General features: G+C 70.3%; 25 protein-coding genes. 9 read left to right on the top strand and 16 right to left on the bottom strand.

Annotation, left to right across the window (positions count from 1 at the left end):
- Positions 1-41 precede the first annotated feature (41 nt).
- On the bottom strand, positions 42-371 hold the full coding sequence (locus BM004_RS12280; protein WP_093213545.1) for a 4Fe-4S dicluster domain-containing protein: 330 nt from the start codon (positions 369-371) through the stop codon (positions 42-44).
- Positions 368-1981: an FAD-dependent oxidoreductase gene (locus BM004_RS12275; RefSeq protein ID WP_093213543.1), complete on the bottom strand. Its 1614-nt coding sequence runs from the start codon at positions 1979-1981 to the stop codon at positions 368-370. The genes BM004_RS12280 and BM004_RS12275 overlap by 4 nt, the downstream gene beginning before the upstream one ends.
- 145 nt (positions 1982-2126) lie before the next feature.
- Here BM004_RS12275 and BM004_RS12270 point away from each other — a divergent pair, with 145 nt between their 5' ends.
- Together BM004_RS12270 and BM004_RS12265 are read left to right on the top strand one after the other, a co-directional pair.
- The gene (locus tag BM004_RS12270; protein WP_093122049.1) at positions 2127-2600 is read left to right on the top strand and encodes a hypothetical protein; all 474 of its coding nucleotides are present in this window, start codon (positions 2127-2129) and stop codon (positions 2598-2600) included.
- Positions 2601-3029, top strand: a complete 429-nt coding sequence (locus BM004_RS12265) for a GNAT family N-acetyltransferase (protein ID WP_093213541.1) — start codon at positions 2601-2603, stop codon at positions 3027-3029.
- Positions 3030-3055: 26 nt separating this feature from the next.
- On the opposite strand, the gene BM004_RS12260 is transcribed toward BM004_RS12265, so the two are convergent.
- From BM004_RS12260 to BM004_RS12245, 4 genes are all read right to left on the bottom strand, one after another.
- Entirely contained in the window at positions 3056-4543 is a 1488-nt protein-coding gene (locus tag BM004_RS12260; RefSeq protein WP_093213539.1) for an MFS transporter, read from the bottom strand.
- A gap of 101 nt (positions 4544-4644) precedes the next feature.
- Positions 4645-5883: an SAM-dependent methyltransferase gene (locus BM004_RS12255; protein ID WP_093122056.1), complete on the bottom strand. Its 1239-nt coding sequence runs from the start codon at positions 5881-5883 to the stop codon at positions 4645-4647.
- 158 nt (positions 5884-6041) lie between these two features.
- Positions 6042-6977 carry a cation diffusion facilitator family transporter gene (locus BM004_RS12250; protein WP_093213537.1) on the bottom strand — a complete coding sequence of 312 codons (936 nt, stop codon included), beginning with the start codon at positions 6975-6977 and terminating at the stop codon, positions 6042-6044.
- A 148-nt stretch (positions 6978-7125) separates the two neighbouring features.
- Entirely contained in the window at positions 7126-8118 is a 993-nt protein-coding gene (locus BM004_RS12245) for an AraC family transcriptional regulator (RefSeq protein WP_093122061.1), read from the bottom strand.
- Positions 8119-8355: 237 nt separating this feature from the next.
- Here BM004_RS12245 and BM004_RS12240 point away from each other — a divergent pair, with 237 nt between their 5' ends.
- Positions 8356-9408 carry an aldo/keto reductase gene (locus BM004_RS12240; RefSeq protein WP_093213535.1) on the top strand — a complete coding sequence of 351 codons (1053 nt, stop codon included), beginning with the start codon at positions 8356-8358 and terminating at the stop codon, positions 9406-9408.
- Here BM004_RS12240 and bioD read toward each other — a convergent pair.
- The 6 genes from bioD to BM004_RS12210 all read right to left on the bottom strand — a co-directional run bounded on the left by bioD (position 9391) and on the right by BM004_RS12210 (position 15409).
- Entirely contained in the window at positions 9391-10173 is a 783-nt protein-coding gene (gene bioD, locus BM004_RS12235; protein ID WP_093213533.1) for a dethiobiotin synthase, read from the bottom strand. The two genes, BM004_RS12240 and bioD, sit on opposite strands and share 18 nt — an antisense overlap.
- The gene (locus tag BM004_RS12230) at positions 10170-11402 is read right to left on the bottom strand and encodes an 8-amino-7-oxononanoate synthase (RefSeq protein ID WP_093213531.1); all 1233 of its coding nucleotides are present in this window, start codon (positions 11400-11402) and stop codon (positions 10170-10172) included. Before BM004_RS12230 ends, bioD begins: the two co-directional genes overlap by 4 nt.
- Positions 11386-12789: an adenosylmethionine--8-amino-7-oxononanoate transaminase gene (gene bioA, locus BM004_RS12225; RefSeq protein WP_093213529.1), complete on the bottom strand. Its 1404-nt coding sequence runs from the start codon at positions 12787-12789 to the stop codon at positions 11386-11388. The genes BM004_RS12230 and bioA overlap by 17 nt, the downstream gene beginning before the upstream one ends.
- A gap of 409 nt (positions 12790-13198) precedes the next feature.
- Positions 13199-14056, bottom strand: a complete 858-nt coding sequence (locus BM004_RS12220; protein ID WP_093213527.1) for an NmrA family NAD(P)-binding protein — start codon at positions 14054-14056, stop codon at positions 13199-13201.
- Positions 14057-14069: 13 nt separating this feature from the next.
- Positions 14070-14381, bottom strand: a complete 312-nt coding sequence (locus tag BM004_RS12215; protein ID WP_093122079.1) for a plasmid stabilization protein — start codon at positions 14379-14381, stop codon at positions 14070-14072.
- 134 nt (positions 14382-14515) lie between these two features.
- Positions 14516-15409 carry a LysR substrate-binding domain-containing protein gene (locus BM004_RS12210; RefSeq protein ID WP_093213525.1) on the bottom strand — a complete coding sequence of 298 codons (894 nt, stop codon included), beginning with the start codon at positions 15407-15409 and terminating at the stop codon, positions 14516-14518.
- A gap of 206 nt (positions 15410-15615) precedes the next feature.
- Here BM004_RS12210 and BM004_RS12205 point away from each other — a divergent pair, with 206 nt between their 5' ends.
- Genes BM004_RS12205 through BM004_RS12180 form a run of 6 tightly spaced genes read left to right on the top strand, consistent with a single transcriptional unit; the run spans position 15616 to position 22863 of the window.
- Positions 15616-16761: a C45 family autoproteolytic acyltransferase/hydrolase gene (locus tag BM004_RS12205; RefSeq protein WP_093122084.1), complete on the top strand. Its 1146-nt coding sequence runs from the start codon at positions 15616-15618 to the stop codon at positions 16759-16761.
- Between the two features lie 49 nt (positions 16762-16810).
- Positions 16811-17704, top strand: a complete 894-nt coding sequence (locus BM004_RS12200) for an alpha/beta hydrolase family protein (RefSeq protein WP_093122087.1) — start codon at positions 16811-16813, stop codon at positions 17702-17704.
- A 60-nt stretch (positions 17705-17764) separates the two neighbouring features.
- Complete coding sequence (locus tag BM004_RS12195) at positions 17765-18709, top strand: ABC transporter permease (RefSeq protein ID WP_093122089.1); 945 nt, start codon at positions 17765-17767, stop codon at positions 18707-18709.
- Between the two features lie 5 nt (positions 18710-18714).
- Positions 18715-19542, top strand: a complete 828-nt coding sequence (locus BM004_RS12190; RefSeq protein WP_093213523.1) for an ABC transporter permease — start codon at positions 18715-18717, stop codon at positions 19540-19542.
- Positions 19539-21254 carry an ABC transporter ATP-binding protein gene (locus tag BM004_RS12185; RefSeq protein WP_093213521.1) on the top strand — a complete coding sequence of 572 codons (1716 nt, stop codon included), beginning with the start codon at positions 19539-19541 and terminating at the stop codon, positions 21252-21254. The genes BM004_RS12190 and BM004_RS12185 overlap by 4 nt, the downstream gene beginning before the upstream one ends.
- Positions 21255-21288: 34 nt before the next feature.
- Positions 21289-22863 carry an ABC transporter substrate-binding protein gene (locus BM004_RS12180; RefSeq protein WP_093213519.1) on the top strand — a complete coding sequence of 525 codons (1575 nt, stop codon included), beginning with the start codon at positions 21289-21291 and terminating at the stop codon, positions 22861-22863.
- On the opposite strand, the gene BM004_RS12175 is transcribed toward BM004_RS12180, so the two are convergent.
- Genes BM004_RS12175 through BM004_RS12160 form a run of 4 tightly spaced genes read right to left on the bottom strand, consistent with a single transcriptional unit; the run spans position 22844 to position 25978 of the window.
- Positions 22844-23575 carry a glycosyltransferase family 2 protein gene (locus BM004_RS12175; RefSeq protein WP_093122099.1) on the bottom strand — a complete coding sequence of 244 codons (732 nt, stop codon included), beginning with the start codon at positions 23573-23575 and terminating at the stop codon, positions 22844-22846. The genes BM004_RS12180 and BM004_RS12175 overlap by 20 nt on opposite strands.
- Positions 23572-24177, bottom strand: a complete 606-nt coding sequence (locus BM004_RS12170) for a class I SAM-dependent DNA methyltransferase (protein ID WP_093213517.1) — start codon at positions 24175-24177, stop codon at positions 23572-23574. Before BM004_RS12170 ends, BM004_RS12175 begins: the two co-directional genes overlap by 4 nt.
- The gene (locus tag BM004_RS12165; RefSeq protein ID WP_093213515.1) at positions 24174-24932 is read right to left on the bottom strand and encodes a PIG-L deacetylase family protein; all 759 of its coding nucleotides are present in this window, start codon (positions 24930-24932) and stop codon (positions 24174-24176) included. Before BM004_RS12165 ends, BM004_RS12170 begins: the two co-directional genes overlap by 4 nt.
- On the bottom strand, positions 24920-25978 hold the full coding sequence (locus BM004_RS12160) for an acyl-CoA dehydrogenase family protein (RefSeq protein WP_371269297.1): 1059 nt from the start codon (positions 25976-25978) through the stop codon (positions 24920-24922). The genes BM004_RS12165 and BM004_RS12160 overlap by 13 nt, the downstream gene beginning before the upstream one ends.
- Between the last annotated feature and the right edge of the window lie 93 nt (positions 25979-26071).

Raw genomic sequence — 26071 nt, 5'->3', positions numbered from 1 at the left:
AAACTCACAGGAAAGAAGTTGGAAAAGAAACTTGGAAGGGATCAGTGCGCGCGGCGCAGCAGTTCGAAGCTCGCGTCGGCGGACGCGGTCGATTGGCGCCCCCTGCCCCAGCCCACCGCGCTGCGGTAGCTGCCCATCAATGCTTCGGCGGCGGCGTCGCGCTCTTCGGGCGTGGCACCGCGGTCGGCGATCGGTGCCACGTAGAGCGCGTCTTCCGGGCAATACAGCTCGCACATGAAGCAGGTCTGGCAGTCGTCCTGCCGCGCGATGCGTGGCGGGCCGCCGGGCACCGCCTCGAACACGTTGGTCGGGCAGGCGTTCACGCAGATGTTGCAGCCCGTGCAGCGTTCGGTGCTGACGACTTCGATCATGCGGACTCCTTCACCTGCTGGCGTTGCACCCACACCTCGTCGAGCCCGCCGCTGAGCAGGCGGTGGCGTTGCGCCGGGTCGAGCGCGCCATGCTCGCGGCGGCGGTGCATGCCGCGGGTCTCGGTGCGCTGCAGCGCGCTGCGGTACATCCAGCGCGAGGTGGCCAGCATGGCCGCCGCCTCGCGCGCGCGCACCGCCTCGGTGGCCGTGGCGGCGGGCGCGCTGGTGCGCAGCCGCGCCCAGAGCGCGTCGAGGCGCGCGAGCGAATCGCGCAGTGCGTCGCCTTCGCGGAACCAGTTGCGCTCGTACGGAAACACTTCGGCCTGCACCGCGCGCACGACTTGCTGTGCGTCGAAAGGCGCCATGCCGCGCGTGGCCAGCGCCACGCCGCCGGCGCGCAGCACGGTGCGGCTGGCCTTGGCGCGCGCATCGCGCCCGAAGGCCGCCGCACCCGCGCCGGCCCAGAACCCCGAGGACAGCGCCCACGCCGCGTTGTGGCTGCCGCCGCCGGTGAAGCCGCCGCAGATCAGCTCGCGCGTGGCCGCGTCGCCCGCCGCGTACAGGCCGGGCACCGAGGTCGCGCACGCGTCGTCGACCAGGTGCAAGCCGCCCGTGCCGCGCACCGTGCCCTCGAGCCGCAGCGTCACCGGGAAATGCTGCGTGAACGGGTCGATGCCCTGCCGGTCGAAGGACACGAAGAAGTTGGGCTGCGCGGTGCGCATCCACGCGCGGATCTGCGCGTCGGCGCGGTCGAGGCAGGCGAACACCGGCTGCGACTGCAGCGTCTGCGCGATCACGCCGCGGCCCTTCGATGAACCCGCCCCTTCGATCGCCACGCCGTCGGCCGTGTAGAACGTGGCCCAGTTGTAGAACAGCGACTTGGTGACCGACGAGAACGCCGGCCCGAGCCCGTAGGCGTTGGAGAACTCCATGCCCGACAGCGCCGCGCCCACCTCGGCCGCCATCAACTGGCCGTCGCCCGTGAGCACGTTGCAGCCCAGCGCGCGGCTCAGGAAGGCGCAACCGCCGGTCGCGATGACCACCGCGCCGGCGCGCGCCACCCAGGTGTCGCCGGTCTGCCGGTTCACCCCGGTGGCGCCGCAGACCGTGCCGTGTTCGTCCACCAGCAGTTCGAGCGCGGGGCAGTGGTCGAGGATGCGCGCGCCCGATGCCTTCACCCGCTTGCGCATCAGCCGCATGTACTCAGGGCCCTGCAGCGAGGTGCAGCGCAGCGCGCCCTGGTCGTCGGCCGGAAACGGGTAGCCCCAGTCCTTGAGCCGCTCGACGTTGTCCCAGGTCTGCGCGAGCACGCGGTCCATCCAGGCGTGCTCGGCCAATTGACCGCCCATGGCGAAGCGGCTGGCCTTGGCCTCCTCGCGCGCGGTGCCTTCGGGCGGCACGTGCCACAGGCCGGTGCCTGAAGGCGCGGTGGCGCCCGAGGTGCCGCAGAAGCCCTTGTCGGCCAGCAGCACGCGCGCACCCTGCGCCGCCGCGCTCACCCCGGCCCAGGCACCGGCCGGGCCGCCGCCGATGACCAGCACGTCCACCTGGTGTCGAGCCGCGCCGTCGGCGCCCGACAGCACTTGCCCCTCGAAATCTCTCGCGCCCATGGTCGCTCGCCTTGAAATGCAAAGAGAGCGACCGTATCAACGCACCGCGCGGCGCACAAAGAAGGAAAGCGCGGATCGATATGCAGCGCGCGCCCTAGACCTCGGCGAGCCGGTACAGTGGCGCGCTGGAGAAGAACGGGGAACCATGGACGACCTCATCGGATTGCTCGCCGCATTGCTCTTCTGGCGCGTGGTGCTCGCCACCGTCGCCGGCTTGTCGGCCGCCTTGCTGCTGGCCCTGGTCATCCCCGCGTTCGGCGGCGGCCCGGTGGCGCTGGTCACGCTGCTGTCGTTCGCCGCGGGCATGGTCTGGCATGCGGCGGTGGTCTCGCCCGGCCCGCCGGCCGGCACGAAGGCACCCGAAGAGAAACCCGTCGCCAGGCCCATCGCATGCGTCGGCATCGCGGTGATGGGGATGGCCTGGGGCAGTGTGTCGCACTACCTCACGGGCTCGACGCTGATCGCGGTGCTGCTGCTGGTCGCCATGCCGCTCGTGCTCGGGCCTGCGGCCGGGGCGGTGACACGAAAGCCCGTCTATCTGGGCGAACTGCTGTTCGTGTCGGCGGCACTGGTCGCCGGCTTCTTCACACCCATGCTCATCGCACTGGCCTTCGCCTGAATGAACGACATCACCATCGCTCCCGCCACCGACGAGGAACTTCGCTCCGGTGAACTCGGCCGCAAGCAGCGCCACTACAACTACGGTTTCGTCGGCGAGTACCCGGAGCAGCAGTACATCCGCCTGAACGCCAAAGACGAGAGCGGCCGGCTGCTCGGCGGCTTGCGCGGCTTCGTGTTTCTCTACTGGCTCAACATCGAAGTGCTGTTCGTCGAAGAAGACATGCGCGGCACCGGCTTGGGCAGCCGCCTGCTCGCCGGGGCCGAGCGGCAGGCCATCGCGCTCGGCGCGCAGAACGCCAGGCTCGACACCTTCGAGTGGCAGGCGCGCGGGTTCTACCTGAAGCACGGCTACGAGGAGTACGCCCGCATCGACGACTGCGCGCCCGGCTACTACCTGGCGCACATGAAGAAATCGCTGGTGCCCTGAAGGCGCAGCGCCCTGCGCCCTGCCTCTTATTTCGCGGCAGGCTTCCCCGCCCCGACCGCGTGGCTCTCCAGCCCCTCCTTGGGCAGCAGCAACGCCAGCGCGACCACGCCGATGCTCACGACCAGCATGGTCACGAAGGTCAGATGCAGCGAGCCGCCCAGCGCCATGCGGATGCCCGCGTCGGTGGCGGCCGAGCCGTGCGAGCCCTGCAGCAGCAGGCGCAGCTGGTCGTCGGTGAAGGCCATGGCGCCGTCGCCGCGCGTCAGCCCGAAGTTGAAGACCGCGCCGAAGAAGGTCGCGCCCAGCGCGCTGCCGAGGTTGCGCGAGAACACGTTCGACGCGGTGGCCACGCCGCGCTGCGCGACGTCCACCGCTTCCTGGATGAGGATGAGCGACGCCAGGCTCATCACGCCCATGCCCAGCCCGATGACGAACGAACCCACCGCCGCCAGCAGCGGCGTGCTGGCCGACGACAGCAGCGCGAAGGCCGCGGTGCCCACCGGGATCAGCGCCGCGCCCACCACCACCATGCGCCACAGGCCGATGCGGTGGAAAGTGCGCGAGGTCAGCGTCGCGCCGATGGGCCAGCCCAGCATCACCATGGTGAGCGTGAGCCCGGCCGTGACCGACGAGCGCTGCAGCACCACCTGCACGTACATCGGCAGGAAGGTGGTGATGCCGATGAGCACCATGCCGGCCAGCATGGCCGCGCCGTTCACGGTGGCGATGATGCGCGCGCCCCACAGCCGCAGCGACACCATCGGGTCGGCGGCGCGGCGCTCCTGCATCACGAACAGCACCAGCGTGACGGCGAACACCGCCGCCCACATGGCCGCGCTGCCCATGTCGCCGATGCCGAAGTCGGTCAGCGCGATCATCAGCGCCGCGATGCCGACGGTGAACAGCACCGCGCCCACGATGTCGATGGACGAGCGCCGCACGGTGGGCGCCTCGTGCAGGTACAGCCAGAAGCCCGCGGCGGCGGCCAGGCCGATGGGCACGTTCATCCAGAAGATCCAGCCCCACTCCAGCTTCTGCACGATGAGCGCGCCGATCATCGGCCCCACCACCGCCGAGATGGCCCACACGCTGGCCAGGTAGCCCTGCACCTTGCCGCGTTCGCGCGCCGGGTACAGGTCGCCCACGATGGTGAGCGACACGGGCTGGATGGCGCCCGCGCCGATGCCCTGGATCAGCCGGAAGCAGATCATGGCCGGCATCGACCACGAGAAGCCCGCCAGCACCGAGCCGATGAGGAAGATGGCGATGCCCACGAACATGACGGGCTTGCGGCCGTACAGGTCGGAGAGCTTGCCGAACACCACCGTCATCGCGGTCTGCGCCAGCAGGAACGAGGCGAACACCCAGCTGTACAGGTGCAGCCCGCCCAGCTCGGAGGCGATCTGCGGCATCACGGTGGAGACGATGGTCGCTTCGATGGCCACCATGGCCATGGAGGCCATGATCGAGGCGATGACCAGCGGGCGGCTTGTTGTTTTGGTCGTGGTGTTCATGTGCGCGCGATGCTATCGGGGGTGGTGAGCCCTTGTCCCGGGCTCAAGCTCTCGGCGGCGCACATGGCCCGGGTGCACCCCGAGTTCAGGCGCTCGGAGCCTCAAGCGCTCAGCGCCGAGGTCCCGTCGTAGACGTACCGCCGCGACCACGGCAGCGTCTTCGCCGCCCTGCCCGCCTTGCGCCCGACGATCTGGTAGATCGCCACGTCGTCGTTCTCGAAGGCATAGGCGCAGCCGGCCAGGTACACGCGCCAGATGCGGAACTTCTCCTCGTCGACCAGCGCGTGCAGCTTGTCGCTGTTGGCTTCGTAGGCGTCGCTCCAGCAGCGCAGCGTCTGCGCGTAGTGGCGGCGCAGGTTCTCCACGTCGAAGGCCTCCAGGCCGCCCTGCTGCATGGCCTGCAGCGCCAGGCTGATGTGCGGCAGTTCGCCGTTGGGGAACACGTAGCGGTCGATGAAGTCGCCGCCGCCATACGACACGCCGCCGCCCTCGGGGTCGGACGAGGTGATGCCGTGGTTCATGACCACGCCGTCGTCGGCCAGCAGCTGCTGCACGCGCTTGAAGTAGTCGGGCAGGTTCTTGCGGCCCACGTGCTCGAACATGCCGACGCTGGTGATGCGGTCGAACTGGCCGCTCACGTCGCGGTAGTCCTGCAGGCGGATCTCGATGCGCTCCTGCAGGCCCGCGGCGCGCACGCGCTCGCTGGCCAGGTCGAACTGGGCCTGCGACAGCGTCACGCCCACGCAGCGCGCACCGAACTTCTGCGCCGCGCGGATCACCAGCGCGCCCCAGCCGCAGCCGATGTCCAGCAGGGTCTGGCCCGGCCTGAGTTCGATCTTGGTGAGGATGTGGTCGATCTTCTTGAGCTGCGCGGTGGCCAGGTCTTCGTCGCCGTTCTCGAAGTAGGCGCACGAATACACCATGTTCGTGTCGAGCCAGAGCTGGTAGAACGCGTTCGACACGTCGTAGTGGTACTGGATGGACTTGCGGTCCGACGACCTGGTGTGCGTGAAGTAGCGCGCCATGTTCTGCAGCGCGCCGCCGGGCTTGTCCATGGAGGCCTTCGCCAGGCCGTAGGCGATGTCGATGACGTCGCTGAGCTTGCCCTCGATGTCGATCTTGCTCTTGACATAGGCCTCGCCGAGGTTGTCGAGCGTGGGCTGCAGCATCAGCGACAGCGCCGCGGGCGACTTCACGTGCAGCGTGACGGACGGGGCCGAGGGCCCGCTGAATTCGCCGAAGTCATAGGACTTGCCGTCCCACAACGTGAGCCGTGCGGGCAGGTTCGCACGTGCGCGCACACCGGCACTCCATTGCGCCAGCTTGTTTTCCCAAAGCATGCTTACTCCGTATGTTTTCCGTGTTGTTCGGGTTCCGCCTCTCGCGAGGCGGGCGTGCTGCAGCGGGGAAAACAATAGCGAGATTTTGTAAAACCTGCATGGTCGTGTCGACGCAAGAAATCGCCGAAAGTGCTAAGCGCCGAGGCTGAGGCTTGTGTCTAACGCGTCGCGCCGTGCGCCGCCACGTCGATGGCGGGTGCGTCGCTGGCCTCGATGAACAGCCGCTTGATCATCGGGAAACGCGCGCGCACCTGCTTCTCGATGGCGGCGATGGCCTCGGCCGCTTCGCCGGTGTCGGTGTCGTCGTGGAAGTTGACGTCGACCACCACCAGCACGTTGTCGGGCCCGACGTACATCGACAGCACATGGCCGACCTCTTCCACGCTGGGCTGCGCCATGGCCATCTCGCGGATCGCGCGTGCCGTCTCGGGGCGGATGCCTTCGCCGATCAGCAGGCCGCGCGCCTGGCGGATCAGCAGCACGGCCACGCCGGCGAGCAGCAGCCCGATGACCACCGACGCCGCGCCGTCGAGCTCCGGCATGTTCAACCGGTGGCTGAAATAGATGCCCAGCCCGGCCACCACCAGGCCCGCCAGCGCCGCCGAGTCTTCGGCCAGCACGGTGTAGGTGGTGGGGTCCTTGCTGCGGTCCAGCGCCTCCCAGAACGGCGTGTCGCCGGCCTGCTCGAGGAACTGCCGCAGCGCGATGACGAAGCTCGCGCCCTCGAACACGGCGGCGGCCGCGAGCACCACGTAGTTCCATGTGGGATCGCGCATCGGCTCGGGCTGGCGGATGTGCTGCACGCCCTCGAAGAACGACACGCCGCCGCCCAGCCCGAAGATCAGCACCGCGACGATCAGGCTCCAGAAGTACAGCTCCTTGCCGTGCCCGAACGGGTGTTCCGCGCTGGGCGGCCGCTTGCTCAGGCGAATGCCCACCAAGAGCAGCACGCCGTTGAAGGTGTCGACCGCCGAGTGGATGCCTTCGGACAGCATCGCGGAGCTGCCGGTGATGCCGGCCACGGTGAACTTGGTGACGGCAATGGCAACGTTGGCGCCGATTGCGCCGTAGATGGCGACTTTGGATTCGGCCATGGACAGTGAGGGCTGCGAGATTGGGGAAACCTGCAGTCTCTCCACGCCGGGGCGGCCCGCCGCCGGACGCCCGCGCGACCCCTTGCAGGACGCGCGCGCACTTCGAAAGGCCTAAACGGCGATCAAGAGGCGGTTGAGCGGCTGGCTGTCACGCGGCTTCCATCGAGGCCGCGCCCAGCGCGTCGTTGCCCGCCTCGCTGAGCCAGCGCTGCTTGTCGCGCAGCGGCGGCGCGCCGAACATGCGGCCGTACTCGCGCGCGAACTGCGAGGGGCTTTCGTAGCCCACGCTGTGCGCCGCGCTCGCCACGTCGATGCCCGTCACCAGCATCTGGCGGCGCGCCTCCTGCAGGCGCAGCTGCTTCTGGTACTGCAGCGGGCTCATCGCGGTCACCGCCTTGAAGTGGTGGTGGAACGACGACACGCTCATGTGCACGGCGCGCGCCATGTCTTCCACCCGCAGCGACTGCGCATAGTTGACGCGCAGCGCGCTGATGGCCTTGGCGATGCGCTGGGTGTGGCTGTCCTGCAGCGCGATCTGGCGCAGCCGCGCGCCCTCGCCGTTCACCAGCAGGCGGTACATGATCTCGCGCTTGATCATCGGCGCCATGATGGGCACGTCCTCCGGCGTCTCGAGCAGCCGCAGCAGCCGCAGCACCGGGTCGAGCACCGGCATCGCGATGCGGTTGACGTACATGCCGCGCGACGCGGGCGCGTTGGCCTTGGCCGGCAGCTTCTCGTCGCCGATGAGTTCGCCGATCTCGTCCAGCGCCAGTTCCAGCCGCAGGCCCAGGTAGGGCTCGTTCTCGCTGGTCACGCGGATCTGGCCGCACACGGGCAGGTCGACCGAGGTCACCAGGTAGTGCATCGGGTCGTACACGTAGATGTCGTCGCCCACGATGATCCGCTTGGAGCCCTGTGCGATCAGCCCGAGCGCCGGGCTTGCGAAGGCGTGCTTGGGGCCGTCGGGCTTGCTGATGCAGAACAGCTGCAGGCCGGCCACCGGCGTTTCGACCGTGCCGTCCTGCCCGCGCGTGATGCGGTTGATCAACTGCACCAGTTCCTTCCTGGCTTCGTCGAGTTCGGGTTCCAGCGGCATGGGCTGGGCAATGATGGCGGCGATTTCGGGTGTTTCGTCGGACATGTTCATGGCCTTGTCACGATAAAGGGGCAGCCACGCAACGGCCACCCTGGAGGAATGAGCGGTTTGCAGCTTAGCGCCGCTCCCGCGAATCTGCACGGCCCCGGCCGGAGGTCTGGAGAATTAGGCAAGACCTTTGCAGGAACGCGCTCGCCACCCACGGGGCGCCGGCGGGATACTTTTTGCAGCCGCCGGGGCTTTTCGGCCCGCACAGGCGCCTCCAAGCAAAGGAACTCCTCCATGCAGTACCGCAAATTCGGCCGCACCGGCCTCCTGGTTTCCGAACTGTGCCTCGGCACCATGACCTTCGGCGGCGCCTCCGGCATCTGGGGCCAGATCGGCAACCTGCAGCAGTCCGAGGCCGAAGGGCTGATCGGCAAGGCGATGGACGCCGGCATCAACTTCATCGACACGGCCGACGTGTACTCCGAAGGCCAGTCCGAGGTCATCACCGGCCAGGCGCTGAAGAACCTCAAGGCGCCGCGCGACAGCTTCGTGCTGGCCACCAAGGTGCTGGGCGAAACCGGCAGCAAGGGCGTGAACTCGGCCGGCGCCTCGCGCTTTCACATCATGGACGGCGTGAAGGCCAGCCTGAAGCGGCTGCAGCTGGACCACATCGACCTGTACCAGATCCACGGCTTCGACCCGCTCACGCCCATCGAGGAAACCGTGCACGCGCTCGACACGCTGGTGCGCCACGGCCATGTGCGCTACGTGGGCGTGTCGAACTGGGCGGCCTGGCAGATCGCCAAGGCGCTGGGCATTGCCGAGCGCGACCGGCTGGCGCGCTTCGAGTCGCTGCAGGCGTACTACACCATTGCCGGGCGCGACCTGGAGCGCGAACTCGCGCCCATGCTGCGCAGCGAGAACGTCGGCCTGATGGTGTGGAGCCCGCTGGCCGGTGGCCTGCTGAGCGGCAAGTACGGCCGCAACGTGGAAGCCGAAAAAGGCAGCCGCCGCACCAGCTTCGACTTTCCGCCGGTGAACGTGGAGCGTGCCTACGACTGCATCGACGTGATGCGCCAGCTCGCCGACGCACGCAAGGTGTCGGTCGCGCAGGTCGCGCTGGCCTGGCTGCTGCACCAGCCGGTGGTGACCAGCGTGATCATCGGCGCCAAGCGCGTCGAGCAGCTCGACGACAACATCGCGGCCACCGCCATCAAGCTCACGGCCGACGAACTGGCCACGCTCGACAAGGTGAGCGCGATGCCGGCCGAATACCCCGGCTGGATGCTGGAGCGCCAGGGCGGCGCGCGCGCCAAGCGGCTGGCGGAATCAGGCCAGCGCGCCTGAGCCGGCCGAGGCTGCTTCTTCTTGCGGCAGCGCGCGGCGCGCGGCATGGGCCGCCGTGGCGCGCAAGGCCCGCAGGTCGAGGTGGCGGGCGGCCTGAGCAGCCCGCGCGGCCTCCGGGTGCGCGAGGTGCTCCAGGTGCTCCAGGTGCGGCACGATGCCCAGCAACGGCGCCCCCAGCCGCGCGCGCAGCGTCTGCAGGTTGGCCTGCGGCGCCAGCATCGACGGATCGACCATGCTGGCCACCCAGCCCGCGAGCACCAGGCCGCGCGCGCGAATGGCCTCGGCGGTCAGCAGCGCGTGGCTGAGGCAGCCCAGCCGCAGCCCGACCACCAGCACCACGGGCAGGCCCAGCGCCACCGCCAGGTCGGCGCTGTCGAGGTCGTCGCCGAAGGGCACGCAGAAGCCGCCCACGCCTTCGACCACCACCGCGTCGGCCCGCGCCGAAAGCTCGGCGAAGGCCGAGAGCATCGGCTGCAGCGCGATGCGCACGCCCTCTTCCTTGGCTGCCAGGTGCGGCGACATCGGCGCGCGCAGCAGGTAGGGGCAGCGCAGCGCAAGCGGCGCGTCGACATTGCCGGCGGCGTGCAGCCGCTCGACGTCGTCGTTGCGCCATTCGCCGTGCACTTCGTCCAGCCCCGCGGCCACCGGCTTCATGCCGACCGCGCGCAGGCCAGAGCCGGCCAGCAGGCTCAGCATGGCGCTGCTGACCAGCGTCTTGCCGATGCCGGTGTCGGTACCCGTCACGAACCACTGCCGGCGCGTCATGCGGCCTCCCGCACGGGTTGCGCCAGCGCCTCGCCCACCGCGTCGATCAGCCGCGCCACATCGGCCTCGCTGTGGCTGGCCGACAGCGCAATGCGCAGCCGCGCCGTGCCCGCGGGCACCGTCGGCGGCCGGATCGCGCCGACGCGCAGGCCGTGCGCGTCCAGCTGCGCCATCGCGCGCATGGCGCGTGCGTTGCTGCCGACGATGAGCGGCTGGATCGCGGTGGGCGACGGCGGCAGCCATGCGCTGCCGTCCGCCGGCAGCACGGCCTGCAGGCCGCGGCGCAGTTGCGCGATGCGGGCCGTGAGCCGCGCGCGGCGTGCGGCGCCCTCCTCGCCTTCGATGAGCGCCAGGCTCGCGAGCAGCGCATGCGCCACGGCCGGCGGCGCGGCCGTGGTGAAGATGTAGGGCCGCGCGCGCTGCACCAGGTAGTCGATGACGGTGCGGTGCGCCGCCACGAAAGCGCCCGACACGCCCGCCGCCTTGCCCAGCGTGCCGACCAGCACCAGCCGTTCGGAGCGCAGGCCCAGCGCCTGCAGCGTGCCGCGCCCCGTGGCGCCCAGCGTGCCGAAGCCGTGCGCGTCGTCGATCACCAGCCAGGCGTCGTGCCGCTCGGCCAGCGCGAGCAGCTCGGCCACCGGCGCGATGTGGCCGTCCATGCTGAAGACCGCGTCGCTCACGATGAGCTTCACCGGCGCGTCGCAGGCGGCGAGCTGTGCGTCGAGCGCGGCGATGCCGCAGTGCGGATAGCGCTCGACCCGCGCCTTGGCCAGCCGCGCGCCGTCGATCAGCGAGGCGTGGTTGAGCGCCTCCGAGAAGATGACGGCCTCCGCCCCGCCGAGCGCCGACAGCACCGCCAGGTTGGCCATGTAGCCGGTGCAGACGAACAGGCTCTGCGCCTCGGGGATGAAGGGCGACATCCAGTGCGCGAGCATTTCTTCGAGCCGGGCGTGCGCGCGCGAATGGCCGAGGATCAGGTGCGAGCCGCCGCTGCCCGTGCCGTACAGCGCAGCGCCCTCGGCCCAGGCCGCGGCCAGCGCGGGGTGCGCGGCCAGGCCCAGGTAGTCGTTGCTGCTGAAGCCGAGCATGGTGCGCGGCGTCGCGGCGCCCGAGAGCGTCAAGGTCTGTTCGGGCGCGCAGGCGGTCTCGGCGATCTGCCGGCGGCGGCGCAGCGACTGCGCGTCTAGCGTGGCGATCTCGCCCTGCAGGCGGTCAAGCAAGCGCGACATCGCGGGCTCCTTCGTTCGAACGGGTGGCCATCGTGGCCTTGAGGGTGGCGAGCGTGCCGTCGACGAGCTGGTCGATCTCGTCGTCGGCGATCGCATAGGGCGGCATCAGGTAGACGGTGTGGCCGATGGGCCGCATCAGCAGGCCCTGCGCCCGCGCGGCCATGTGGAAGCGCTCGGCGAAACGCGCGCCGGGGTCGCGCACGTCGAAGGCGGTGATCATTCCGCGCTGCCTGAGATGCGCGATGTCCTGGCCTACCTGGCCGTCGAGTCCATCCTGCAGCCGTGTCAGCAGCCTTTGCGCGCGGCCGCGGTTGCGCTGCAGCGCGTCTTCGCTGTCGAACAGGTCCAGCGTGGCCAGCGCCGCGCGGCAGGCCAGCGCATTGCCGGTGTACGAATGCGAGTGCAGGAAGCTGCGCGCCACGTCGTCGTCGACGAAGGCGTCATGGATGGCGTCGCGCGTCATCACCAGCGCCAGCGGCAGGTAGCCGCCGCTGATGCCTTTGGACAGGCACAGGAAGTCCGGCCAGCTGCCCGCCTGCTCGCACGCGAAGAAGCTGCCGGTGCGCCCGCAGCCCACCGCGATCTCGTCGGCGATGAGGTGCACGCCGTGCCGGTCGCACGAGGCGCGCACGCGGCGCAGGTAGCCGGGGTCGTGCATGGCCATGCCGGTGGCGCACTGCACCAGCGGCTCGACGATCACGGCGGCAATGGTGTCGTGCTGCGCGGCCAGCAGTGCGTCGAGTTCGTCGGCCGCGCGCTGCGCGACCGCGGCTGCGTCTTCGCCGGGCCGCGCACGCCGCGCGTCGGGCGAAGCCACGAGGTGCGCGTTCGCAAGCAGCGGCGCGTAGGCGTCGCGGAACACCGGCACGTCGCTCACGTGCAGCGCGCCCAGCGTCTCGCCGTGGTAGCCCTGGCGCAACGCAACGAAGCGCCGCTTGCGGCCGCGGCCGGCGTTGCACCAGGCGTGGAAGCTCATCTTCAGCGCGATCTCCACGGCCGAGGCGCCGTCGGAGGCGTAGAAGCAATGCCCCAGCGCGTGCCCCGTGAGCGCGGACAGTCGCTCCGCCAGTTCCACGGCGGGCGCGTGCGTGCAGCCCGCGAGCATCACGTGGGAGAACCTGTCGAGCTGGTCTTTCAGCGCGGCGTTGAGCGCGGGGTGCGCATGGCCGAACAGGTTGACCCACCACGAGCTGGTGGCGTCCATGTAGCGGCGGCCCTCGGCGTCGAAGAGCCACACGCCCTCGCCGCGCGCAATGGGCAGCGGCGGCACGGCCTCCAGGCGGATGCTCTGCGTGCAGGGGTGCCAGACATGGCGCCGGCTGCGCTGCTGCCAGGCGGCGTTGGTCGACGCTACGGACGTCGAGGGAGAAGCAATCGTGGGCGGCATCCGCGCATTTCCTTTGGGGGCAAGGCGCGGGATCGTATAGACGCCGATTCGGCGCGGCAAACCGCCCATCCGGGCGCGGGATGAGCGGCACTTGGACGACGTTGGCCGTCGTAGGCCTCTCGTTCGGATCAAGCGCGCGCAACACGGCGGCAACATGCGCAGGGGCCACGGCGGCGGCACATGCAAGTTGTCTTGCCAGCGCCAAAAATAATTGCGAAGTGTCGATAGCCCGCCGATCCGGGGCGCTTTCCGTGGTGATCGGACGCCCTCTTGGCCGATCTCGGCTATGCGACGATCAGAGGCTCATGACCGCTCCGAAAGCCGGAGGCGCCTGGGTGCTGGACGGCGAGACCTGCTGCGTGCACGAGGTGGCCCGGCGCCAGGCCTGAGGCCAGCGCGCCGGACCTCGTCAACTCTTCTTCACCAGCGCGGTGATGTACTCGCCCAGCGAGATGGCACCGCGCTCCGGTTTCTCGGGCTCGTACTTGTCTTCGAGCGTGATGCGCGTCATTTCCGCGTACGACCTGGCCGCCGCATCCGAGAAGCCCAGCGCCTTGAACGCCGGCACCCATTGCGCCTGCGGTGTCACGGCCACTTCCACCGGCCGGCCCAGCGCTTGCGAGAAAGCCCGCGCCACGTCGCCTGGCGAATACCGCTGCGGCCCCTCGACATAGTGCGGGCCCGACGGTGCCGGCGAGCCCAGCATCAGCTTGGCGGCGAACTGGCCGAGGTCGTGCGGCGCCACCATCGGCAGCTTGAAGTCGGGCGGGTACATGCTGTGCACCTTGCCTTCTTCGCGCGCCGTCTTCAGCGAGGCGTCCCAGTTGCTCATGTAGTAGGCCGCGCGGATGGCGCTGAACGGCACCTGGCCCGCGCCCAGCGCCTGCTCCATCTCGTGGAGCACGCCCAGGTCGCCGATGCCGTCGCCGGCCTGCGCGCCGTAGGTCGACTCGGCAACGATCTTCTCGAGCTTGCAGCCTTCGAGCGCGGAAAGAATGGCGCGCAGGCTCTTGCGCTCTTGGGCGACCGTGTCGGTCGACGGCGGCGCCGGCGGGTTCAGCACGAAGACGCGCGTGCCGCCCATGAACACGCGGTGCAGCGCGGGCGTGTCGAACACGTCGACCACGGCCACGCGCGCGCCCTTGGTCTGCAGCGCCTGAGTCTTGTGCGCGTCGCGCGTGACCACCGTCACCGGCTCGTTGTGCGCAAGCAAGGCTTGCGCGAGCGCCGAGCCGACATGGCCCGTCGCACCCAGGATGATGTGCATCGTGTGCCCCTTGTCAGCCGCGCTTCTCGGCGTTGCGCTTGCGCGTGGCGGCGCCCTTCTTGGCGGAGGCCGAGCGTTCGGCCGCGCTGCGGTTCGAAGCGGCCGCGCCACCCAGGCGACCGCCCTTGCGCGACGGGCCGTGGTTCTCGGCCTTGCCGCGCCCCGAGCCCGACTTCTTGCCGCCGCCGGTCTCGGCGTTCACCGTGGCCCAGGCGCGGCGCTCGGCCTCGCCCTTGCCCACGCCGCGGTGCTCGTAGCCCTCTTCGATGTGCTCGGCCTGTCGCTTCTGCTTGTCCGTGTAGGACGACTTGTCGCCTGTTGGCATGGCATGGCTCCTTTGCTTGTCGTGCACCGTGCGTGCAGGTTGTGAAGCAGCCATGCTGGGCGCGCGCTGCGTGCCGCGGGTAAGAAGACGCACGCGCTGCGCGTCAGCGGTGTCTGTCTTCTGTCAAGGGCGTGTCAGGAGCCCGGCTTCATGCGGCGCAGGTGCGCCAGCATCTCCTCGCGGACCACGGCGGTGATGTGGCTGCGCCGCCCGTTCTCCAGCATGCCCAGCCGGCGCGCCACCGGGCGGCCCGGCAGTTGCAGCACGCACAGCGCGGGGTCGCTTTCCCAGTCGAAGTTCTTCAGCAGCGGCGCCATGGTGAAACCCACGTTCTTGCGCACCAGCTCGGCAATGGCCAGCAGCGAATTGAGTTCGAGGAACTCCTTGGGCACCAGCTGCAGCCGCCGCAGGATGCGGTCGATGCGCGCACCGGTCGGCGTGCGGCGGTCGAAGCGGATGAAGGGGTGCGTGGCGAACAGGCTCGCAATGGAGGTGTCGGGCGAGGCAATGCCCGAATTCGCGATGACGGTCAGCGCCTCGTCGTAGCACGGCGTCCACAGCAGGCCCGGCACGTCGGGCCACTGGCGCTCGACGACCACGGCCGCGTCGAGTTCGCCGCTCACCACGTCCTGCATGAGCTGCGTCTGCTCGCGCACGCGCAGCTCGACCTCGAGGTTCGGGTGCAGCGACTTGAGCTGCGCCAGCGTGCTCGACAGCAGGCCCATGGCCGAGATGAGCGAGCCGAGCTTGATGGTGCCGGCGATCTGGCGCTGGTCCTGCAGGTCGCGCCGCATCGACTCGTAGCGGGCCAGCAGCTCCTCGGCCCGCGGCAGCAGCAGGTGGCCGGCCGGGCTCAGCACCATGGTGCGGCCGGTCTTGTCGAACAGCGTCTTCTTCATTTCCGCCTCGAGCGCGCGCATCTGCTGGCCCACGGCGGGCTGCGTCAGGGCCACCTGGTCGGCGGCGGCGGCAAAGGAGCCGCCACGGGCCGCGGCGACGAAGGTGCGAAGAAAGCGGATGGTGCTCATGCGGAAACGAGGAAGCAGGAACCGGGAACGGAGAACCGGCCGGCGGCGACCGAAAGGAAAAGAAATTCTTTATCAATTCTAAATAATTTTTAAATTTATTTTTTCCTGTGCTTGCAAAACAATGCGGCCATGGTCACCGCCCCGACGCCCCTCTACCGCCTCCAGACGGCAGGGCGATGACACCCACAGACCAGGCCTCCTCCACCATGACCACCCCCCAGTACTTTCCCCTCGTCGACGTTTCCGGAACGCCCCATGCACGCGGTGTGCAGCACGGCCGCGCCGTGCCCGAGCGCGTGGCCGGCGGCGTGGCGCTCTACCGCGCCCAGCTCGGCCGCCGCGGCCTGGACGACGCCACCATCCGCCGGCTGGCGCAGTCGATGCTGCCGCTGATCGAGGCCTACGACGCGAGCTACCTCGAGGAGATGCGCGGCATCGCCGAAGGCGCGGGCGTGCCGCTCGAGGACATCGTGATGATCAATTGCCGCACCGAGATGCTCTTCGGCTACGCCGACATGAAGCGCGCCGCGGAACCCGCGGCGGACTCGCCCTCTTCCGAGGACGGCGACTGCACCGGCCTGCTGGTGCTGCCCGCGCGCTCGGCCACCGGCCGCCTCATGCACGCCCACAACTGGGACTGGCGCCAGGAGTGCGTGGACACCGGCATCGTGCTGCGCATCCGCAACGCGGACGGCCCCGACATGCTCACCTTCACCGAGGCCGGCGCGCTGGCGCGCCACGGCTTCAACAGCAACGGCGTGTCGCTCACCGGCAATTCGCTGACCTGCCATGAAGACTTCCAGCAAGGCGCCGGCGTGCCGCTGGTGCTGCTGCGCCGCCGCGTGCTCGAGGCCGCCAACCTGGCGCAGGCCATGAAGACCATCTGGGCCTCCAAGCGCTACTGCGCCAACAACATGATCCTGGCGCAGGCCAGCGGCAACGACGGCTCGGGCATCAGCCTGGAAACCTCGCCCGGCGAGATTTTCTGGACGCTGCCCGAGAACGACCTGCTGGTGCACGCCAACCACTGGATGTCGCCCGCCGCCGTCGTCAAGCTGCGCGACCCCGGCCTGCCGCAGCGCCCCGACAGCATCTACCGCCAGCACCGCGTGGAAAACGCGCTGCGCCGCATCACCCACGGCGCCGAAGGACGCGTCGGCTGGAGCGACGTGAAGGCTGCGCTGGCCGACGAGTTCGGCAAGCCCGACGGCGTGCTGCGCACCCCCAAGCCGGCGGACTTCAGCAGCATCTCGGCCACCGTGGCCACCACCCTGATGGACGCCGCCAACCGCGTGATGTGGGTGGCGCGCAAGCCCTACGAGGCGCGCAATTTCCAGGAATACACGCTCTGAGCCGCCGGCCTCCCACGCCCATCGCCTTCCCACCGCAGCCCCTCTCTTCATGACCTCCAACGCTCCCCCCCAAGCCCCCACGGCCTTCGCCGAGCAGCGCGCCCGCGCCATCTACGACCTGGGCGCCAGCACCATCTACGCCTCGCGCAGCGACCCGCGTTTTTCGTACTGCACCTACGTGCCGCACCACATCGGCAAGCCCGGCGCGCGCCCCATGCAGCTGGTGGTGGTGATGCACGGCACCGGCCGCGCCTTCGTCAACTACCGCGAGGCCTTCAGCGGCTTCGCCAAGTGGAACGACTGCATCGTGCTGTGCCCGCTGTTCCCGGCCGGCGTGCGCGGCGACGGCAACCGCGACGGCTTCAAGCACCTGGTGGAGGCCGACATCCACTACGACCGCATCCTGCTCGACATGGTGGCCGAGGTGGCCGAGAAGTTCGGCTGCGACTTCAGCCGCTTCGCCCTCTTCGGCTATTCGGGCGGCGGCCAGTTCGTCAACCGCTTCGCCATGCTGCACCCCGAGCACCTGTGGGCCGCGTCGATCGGCGCACCGGGCTCGGTGACGCAGCTCGACCCCACGCAGGGCTGGTGGGTCGGCACCAAGGACTTCGAGACGCGCTTCGGCAAGCCCATCGACCTGGACGCGCTGCGCCAGGTGCCGGTGCAGATGATTGCCGGCAAGGCCGACATCGAGACCTGGGAGATCACGCACCGCGAAGGCGGCAAGTACTACATGCCCGGCGCCAACGAATCCGGGCGCACCCGGCCCGAGCGGCTGGACACGCTGCGCCGCTCGTTCGAGGCGGCCGGCGTGAAGGTCACCTTCGACCTGCTGGACAACGTGCCGCACAACGGCCTGGCCTGCGTGGGCCGCGTGCAAGACTTCCTGGCCGACGCGCTGTATGCGCTGCGCGAGCCGCGCGCCGTGTCATCGTCGGCCTGACGACCTGAGCTCCCGACGCTCCCGCGCCCCCGACACTTCATTCGACAAGGAAGAAGGCCCATGTTCCGTTTCGCAGCGGCCCGTATCGCGATGGCGATTCCCACACTGCTCATCGTGGCGGTGTCGGTGTTCGTGCTGATACGGCTGATTCCCGGCGACCCCGCGCAGCTGCTGCTGGGCGACCTCGCCACGCCGGCCAGCCTGGCCGAGCTGCGCGCCCGCCTCGGGCTCGACCGCTCGCTGCCGGCGCAGTTCGGCATCTGGTTCGGCCACGTGCTGCAGGGCGACCTGGGCACCTCGATCAACAGCGGGCAGGACGTGCTCTCGCTGGTGACCGACCGCTTCCTGATCAGCGGGCGCATCGTGCTGGTGGCCGTGGCGCTGGCCGCGATGGTGGCGGTGCCCGCGGGCATGGTCGCCGCGTGGAAGCAGAACCGCGCGCCCGACCTGCTGCTGGTCGGCTCGGCCACGCTGCTGGTGTCGGTTCCGACCTTCTGGCTCGGCCTGCTGTTGCTGCTGCTGTTCGGCCTGAAGCTGGGCTGGCTGCCGGTGGTGGGCTACGTGGGCATCGCCGAAGACTGGAAGAACGGCCTGCTGTACCTGGTGCTGCCGGTGCTCACGCTGTTCCTGCACGAGATCGGCGTGCTCATGCGCATGGCGCGCGCCAGCACGCTGGAGGTGCTGCGGCTGGACTACATCACGCATGCGCGCGCCAAGGGCCTGTCGGAGCGCGCGGTGCTGATGCGCCATGCCTTCAAGAACGCCTTCGGCCCGACCTGGACGCTCATCGGCCTGGTGCTGGGCAACCTGCTCGGCGGCATCGCGGTGGTGGAGACGGTGTTCACCATTCCCGGCCTGGGCCGCCTGCTGGTCGACGCGATCTTCGCGCGCGACTACCCGGTGATCCAGGGCTGCCTGCTGTTCGTGGCGGTGATCTACGTGGTGGTGAACCTGGTGATCGACCTCTGCTACCCCCTCTTCGACCCCCGCGTCGCCGTCGAATGAGCCCGATGAAACACAAGAAACGAATGCCGCTGAACGCCCTGGTGGGCATCGCCGTGGTCGCGCTGATCGTGGGCGCGGCGCTGCTGAGCCTGCTGTGGACGCCGCACGACCCGCTGCGCATCAACTTCGGCTCGCGCCTGAAGCTGCCGGGCGGCGCCTACCTGCTGGGCACCGACGAGTTCGGCCGCGACGAGCTCTCGCGCCTCATGGCTGGCGCCGCCACCAGCGTGTGGATCAGCGTGCTGACGGTGAGCTTCTCGATCGTGGTGGGCAGCATCGTGGGCGTGCTCACGGGCTTCCTGCGCGGCTGGACCGACCGCATCGTGATGGCCTTCAACAACGCGCTGCTGGCCTTCCCCGGCCTGCTGCTGGCGCTGGGCCTGCTCGCGGTGGTGGGCGCGAACCAGTACGGCATCGTGCTGGCGCTGGGGCTGGCCTACACGCCCTCGGTGACGCGCATCGTGCGCGGCACGGTGCTGTCGCTGCGCGAGAAGGAGTTCATCGAGTCGTCGCGCGTGCTGGGCAACTCCGAGCTCTACACCATGGTGCGCCACGTGCTGCCCAACTGCACGGGCCCGCTCACGGTGCTGGCCACCTCGATGTTCGGCTGGGTCATATTGGCCGAGAGCGCGCTGTCGTTCCTGGGCCTGGGCGTGCCGCCGCCGGCGCCCACCTGGGGCAACATGCTCGCGTCGGCCCGCCCGTTCATGGCGCAGGCCAGCCACCTCTCGATTCTTCCGGGCCTGTGCATCGCGCTCACGCTGCTGGGCATCAACCTGCTGGGCGACGCGGTGCGCGACTGGCTCGATCCGCGCATGAAGGGCGTGCAATGACGACGACAGGCACAACAACAGCTACAGCCACAGCAACGCCATTGGTCAGCGTGGAAGGCCTGACGCTGGCCGTCGGCCTGGGCGGGCGCGAGATCGTGCGCAACGTGTCCTTCGACATCGCGCCGGGCGAGATGGTCGGCATCGTCGGCGAGTCGGGCAGCGGCAAGACGCAGGCCGCCCGCGCGCTCATGGGCCTCACCCCGCCGCCGCTGGTGCGCACGGCCGGGCGCATCCTGTTCGAGGGCGAAGACCTGGCGCAGGCCCGGCCGGCGCGGCTGCGCGAACTGCGCGGCGCGCGCGTGGGCATGGTGTTCCAGGAGCCCATGACTTCGCTCAACCCGTCGATGACCATCGGCAAGCAGCTCGGCGAGGCGCTGGCGCTGCACCGGCGCGACCTGTCGGCCGCGGCGCGGCAGGCGCGCATTCTCGACATGCTGGCGCGCGTGGGCATCCGCGACCCCAAGGGCGCGCTCGACGCCTGGCCGCACGAGTTCTCGGGCGGCATGCGCCAGCGGATGATGCTGGCCTCGGTGATGCTGCTGGAGCCCGCGCTGCTGATTGCCGACGAGCCGACCACCGCGCTCGACGCCGTGGTGCAGCGCGACGTGCTGGCGCTCATGGTGGGCCTCACGCGCGAGCACCGGACCGCCGTGCTCATGATCAGCCACGACCTGCCGATGGTCGCGCGCTTCACGCAGCGCATGGTCGTGATGCGGCACGGCGAGGTGAAGGAAACCGGCCGCACCGACGAGATGCTCGAGCGGCCGAAGCACGAATACACGCGCGAGTTGCTGCAGGCCATGCCGAGGCGCCTGCCCGCGCGGCAGGTGCCCGACGAGGCGCCCGTGGTCGAGGTGCGCAACCTGGTGGTCGACTACCCGGGCCATCGCCGCCTGTTCGCCAAGGCGGTGCCCAAGCGCGCGCTGCACGGCATCGACCTGGTGGTGCGGCCGCGCGAGGTGGTGGCGGTGGTGGGCGGCTCGGGTTCGGGCAAGACCACGCTGGGCCGCGCCATTGCCGGCCTGCTCAAGCCCAGCGGCGGCGAGATTTTGTTCCGCGGCCGGCCCATCCTGCGTTCCGATGCCGGCTGGTCCGACTACCGGCTGCAGTGCCAGATGGTGTTCCAGGACCCGTACGCCTCGCTCGACCCGCGCATGACCATCGGCCAGCTGGTGGGCGAAGGGCTTCGGCTCGTCAACGGCATGTCGGCCGCCGACAAGGGCCGGCGCGTCGCCGAGGTGCTCGACGAGGTCGGCCTTGGCACCGCCTTCGCGCCGCGCTACGCGCACGAGCTTTCGGGCGGCCAGCGCCAGCGCGTGGCCATTGCGCGCGCCATCGTGCGCCGCCCGGCCTTCGTGATTGCCGACGAGCCGGTGTCCGCGCTCGACGTGACGGTGCGCGCGCAGGTGCTGGAGCTGTTCGCGCAGCTGCAGAAGCGCCACGGCTTTTCCTGCCTGTTCATCAGCCACGACCTTGGCGTGGTCGAGCAGGTGGCCGACCGCGTGATCGTGATGCAGGACGGCCGCATCGTCGAGCAAGGCCCGCGCGACGCGGTGTTCGATGCGCCGCGCCAGGACTACACGCGCCAGCTGCTGTCGGCCATTCCGGCGCTGGAGCCGACCGCCGGCGGCGGCGTGCGGCTGCGCTGGCGCTTCGGTGCCGAAGCCCCAGCGAACGCCCGCGCCGAAACCCCGGCACCCGCCCTCGCCTGATCTTTCTTTCGTATCTGCCCGCAGGAGTCACTTCATGCCCCGTCTTCTCTTTCGCCACGCCGCCATCGCCACCGCCTGCCTGGGTGCTTTCGCGGCCTCGGGCGCCTTGTCCCAAAGCACGGTCACGGTGGCCCAGCCCGCAGACATCCGCTCCACCAACCCCGGCGTGAACCGCGACAACACCACCGACGGCGTGCTGCTCAACGTTGTCGAGGGGCTGGTCGGCTACCGCATGGACGGCAGCGTGGGCCCGCTGCTGGCGCAGTCGGTCGACGTGTCGGCCGACGGCCTGACCTACACCTTCAAGCTGCGCAAGGGCGTGAAGTTCCACAACGACGCGCCGCTGACGGCGGCCGACGTGGCCTGGAACTGGAAGCGCTACATGGACCCGAAGACCGACTGGCGCTGCACCGGCGAGTACGACGGGCGCAACGGCCTGAAGGTGGTGGAGACCGCCACGCCCGACGACGCCACCTTCGTGATGAAGATCAACAAGCCCTCGGCCGTGTTCCTGGACACGCTCGCGCGCACCGACTGCGGCATGACGGCCATCCTGCACAGGAGCTCGGTGAAGGCCGACGGCAGCTGGGACAAGCCCGTGGGCACCGGCCCCTTCAAGTTCGGCGAGTGGAAGCGCGGCGAGTACGTGACGCTCGCGGCCTTCAAGGGCTACACCTCGCCCGCCGGCGCCACCAAGCCGGACGGCTACGTGGGCCTGAAGGCGCCGCTGGTGGACACGGTGAAGTTTCTCGTGGTGCCCGACGCGGCCACGGCGGCGGCCGGCTTGAAGTCGGGCGCCATCGACGCGGGGCAGATCACCTCGAGCGACGCGCAGGAGCTCAGGACCGACCGCAACCTCACGGTGCAGGCGCCACCCGAAGCCATCAAGAACGTGCTGCTGATCCAGACGCGCGACCCGCTGCTGAAGAACCAGAAGCTGCGCCAGGCCATTGCGGCCTCGCTGGACATCGAGCAGATCGTGGCGGCCGCCTCCGAAGGGCTGGGCTCGGTGAACAACTCGGCCATCCACAAGGGCTCGGCCTTCTACAGCGCCGCGCAGAAGAAGGGCTGGCACTACGACCCGGCGCAGGCCGCCAGGCTGCTGCGCGAGGCCGGCTACAAGGGCGAGAAGATCACCATCCAGACCAACAAGCGCGCCCACGTGCCCAGCTACACGGTGGCCGTGCTGGCGCAGGCCATGATGCAGTCGGTGGGCATCAATGCGCAGATCGAGGTGCTCGAATGGGCCACGCAGCTCGACCGCTACAACAGCGGCAACTACCAGATGAGCTCGTTCAGCTACTCGTCGCGGCTGGACCCCGCGCTGAGCTACGAGCAGTTCTCGGGCCCGAAGGACAAGCAGTCGCGCAAGGTGTGGGAAGACCCGCAGGCGCTCAAGCTGATCGACGACAGCTTCACCGAGTCGGACCCGAAGAAGCGCCAGGCGCTGTTCGACCAGATCCACGCGCAGATGATCCAGCAGGTGCCCATGGTGATGCTGTTCAACGGCATCGACGCCTGGGCCGTGCGCAAGCGCGTGAGCGGCTTCGCGGTGTGGGAAGGCAAGCCCCGCCTGTGGGGCGTGTCGGTCACGGCAGCGCGGGGGTGAATCCAAGCAGCGGCGTCGGCATGGGCGCCGTCACCGGTGCCAGCGAGGCCACCATGGCGAGCAGCGTGTCGCCGAAGCCGCCCCTGGCGCGCGCGTCGGTGCGCGCGCTGGTGGTGACGCGCGGGCCCGCGCTCCAGGCGATGCGCGCGCCGGCGGCCGCGAGCGCGTCGACCAGCGCCACGTCTTCGCTGCACGCCAGCGGCGCGAAGCCGCCGGCGCGGCGGTAGGCCTCGGTGGCCACGCCGAGGTTGGCGCCATGCACATGGCGGTGGCCGTCGGCGTGCGTGTAGCGGCTGTCGAACAGCGCCCTCGCCCGCTCGCCGCGTTCGCCGTCGGCGCCGTGGGTGTGCCAGTCGCCGACCACGACGCAGCCGCACACCGCGTCGGCCTGCTCGGCCAGCTGCATCACGAGCCAGTCGGGCGAGACCACGGTGTCGGCATCGGTGAAGGCGAGCCAGCGCGCGCCGGCTTCGATGCAGCACTCGGCGCCACGGGCGCGTGCCACGCCGACGTTGCGCGCGTCCAGCACCAGGCACACGGCGCCGAGCCGTGCGGCGACCGCCTCGGTGCCGTCGCTGCAGCTGTCGAGCACGACCACCACCTGCACCGCTTCGCCGCACAGCGCCGGATGCGCGGCCGCCAGTTGCACCGCAGCCAGCGCGGCGCCGATGCGCTCGCACTCGTTGTGCGCGGGAATGACGACGCCGATCACCGGATGCCCTCCCGCTGCGCCACCGAGCGGCCGTCGCGCGCCCAGACCTGCAGCACGAAGTCGTCTTCCTCGTGCAGCGCGAGGCGTGCGAGGCCGAGCCCGGAAAGAATGCCGTGCACCTCGCGCGTGGAGAGGCTGCGCTGCGCGAAGTCGGGCGTCCAGTCGCAGGCGACCAGCGTGCCGTCGGCCTCCAGCGAGGCCTTGCAGCATTCGGCCACGCGCTGCATGTCGTGGCGCGCGAGAAAGTAGCCGAGTTCGCTGAGCACGATCAGGTCGAAGCGGCCGGCGTCGCAGGGCCAGTCCATCGGCAGCGCGTGCTGCGCGACCTGCACATGCGCCCGACCGGCGGTGCGCTTGCGCGCGAGCTCGACCGCATGGGCCGAGAAGTCGCTGGCCAGCAGCTCGTCGCAGCGGTGCGACAGCGCCAGCGTGAGTTCGCCGATGCCGCAGCCCGGCTCGTAGACGCGCCGGTAGTGCGCCTGCGGCAAGGCGGCCAGCAGCACGGCGCGCTTGCGCGCCTCGTACCAGCGCTCGCGCGAGGCATAGGGGTCGTCGCTGGCCGCGTAGAGCGCGTCGAAATAAGGGCGTTGCCCGGTGCTCACAGGAACACCACCTCGTAGGGCCGCGCGGCGCGCTCGACGGTGGTGGCGCGCAGCACCGGACCGGAACCGGTCGATGTGTCGCTCTTCAACTGGCTCGTGAAGGCCTTCACGGCCGCGCGCTTGCGGCGCACGGCCTCCTCGCTCAGCGGCAGGCGGAAGGCGTGCGCCCACGGCATGCGGGCATCGCCGGGGCGCGACCAGTGCCAGCCCCACACGGGCACTTCGACCAGCCGCGCGCCGGCACTTGCCGCGGCCAGCGCGCAGGCCTGGCCCGTGACCTCGTGGTCGGGGTGGCCGTCTTGGCGCCAGGTGGTGAACACCACGTCGCGCGGACGCAGCAGCGACACCAGCCGCGCGGCGAGCAAGGCGCGGACATTCTTCAGCCCACCGTCGGGCATGCCCAGGCGCGCGGGCTCGATCGACAGGCCCAGGCGCCGCAACGCCCGCAGGCTCTCGCGCGGGCGGGCCTGCGCGAGCCGCTCGGCGGTCCATTCGGTCGAGCCGCGGTGGCTGGCGGTGCCGTCGGTCACGGCAATCACCTCGACCGGCGTGCCGCTGTCGGCCAACTGGGCCAGCAGGCCGCCGACCGCGAGCACCTCGTCGTCGGGGTGCGGCGCGACGACCACCGCACGCGAGCCTTCGGGCACCAATGCGCGCAGGTCGATGGCGGGCAGGCTCGCCAGGCCGGGCCAGCGGTGCCATTCGGCTTCGGTGGTGCCTTCGCCGCGGATGGCGCGGCGCGCTACAGCGTCCATGGTGATGTGTCCTCTTTGTGCTCGTTGTCGTCTGGGGTGGGCTGTTTGCCGAGCAACTGGCCGAGCGCCGCCAGGTCGCGCTCGGCATGGCTCTGGCGCAGGAACACCGGCAGATCGGCCATCGCCTGCGCGAAATGCGGATCGCGGCACAGCGGGCCCGCGCCGACCGCGCGGCCGGCGTGGTGCATGACATCGTTGGCCGCCTGCTCGACGGCCAGGCGGGCGCGCATCGCGACGCGCTGGGCGTCGGCTTGCGGATGGCGGTCGATCCACGCGGCGGATTCGCGCAGCAGCGCGGCGGCCGCGCCCAGCGCGACCTCGATGGCGCCGAGGTGCGCGAAGCGGTGGGCGTCCGACTTCGGCCCGGTGGGTTCGCGCACCCGGCGTGCAATGCCCAGGGCGCCGCCGAACCAGCAGGCGGCGATGCCCGCGCCGCCCTGCCAGAAGCCGGGCCGGCGCACATAGTCGCCGGGCGCGCCGATCTGCACCGCGCGTGCGCCGTCGAAGCGCACATCGACGCTGGCGCTCGCGGCCATGCCCACGGCGTGCCAGCCGTCGCCGGTCACGCGCACGCCGGGCTGGTCCATCGCGACCGCCGCCAGGCAGGGCTCGCCGGTGGCGTTCCAGCCGCTGAGCACGGCATGCGTGACGCTGGCCGCGCCGGAGCACCAGGCCTTGGTGCCGGTCAGGCGGATGCCGCCCTTGCTCTCGGCTTCGAACACCACGCGCGCATCGGGCGGCTCGGCGCACCAGGTGGCCCAGCGCGCACCTGCGGGCGTGGCCGGTGCGCCACCGAGCTCGGCCAGGATGGCGAGCGCGTCGGTGTGGCCTTCGAACAGCTTGACGAGCGAGAGATCGTGCGCGGCCACGTTCGCCAGCACGCGCCACCGCGCCAACGTGTGGCCCGAACCCGAACCCGAACCCGAGCCCGAGCCCGGAAGAGGCAGCAGGTCGATGCCCGCGTCGACCAGGTGCCGGAGCGCCAGGTCGCGGCCATGCCGGAGCATCAAGGAATCAAGGGCATCGGCGGGCGCGGGGTCGAACATGGACCCAAGTTAGGAAGGCCCCGCCTGCGCATTCGTCGGCGCGCGGCGTCGCCCCTTGTAGGAGCGTGGCTGCCGCGCGGCCTGGACGATGGG

The organism is Variovorax sp. OK212, assembly GCF_900112425.1.
Taxonomy (GTDB): Bacteria; Pseudomonadota; Gammaproteobacteria; order Burkholderiales; family Burkholderiaceae_C; genus Variovorax.
The sequence above is the reverse complement of the archived record's forward strand: the minus strand, read 5'-3'. Positions and strand labels throughout refer to the sequence as shown.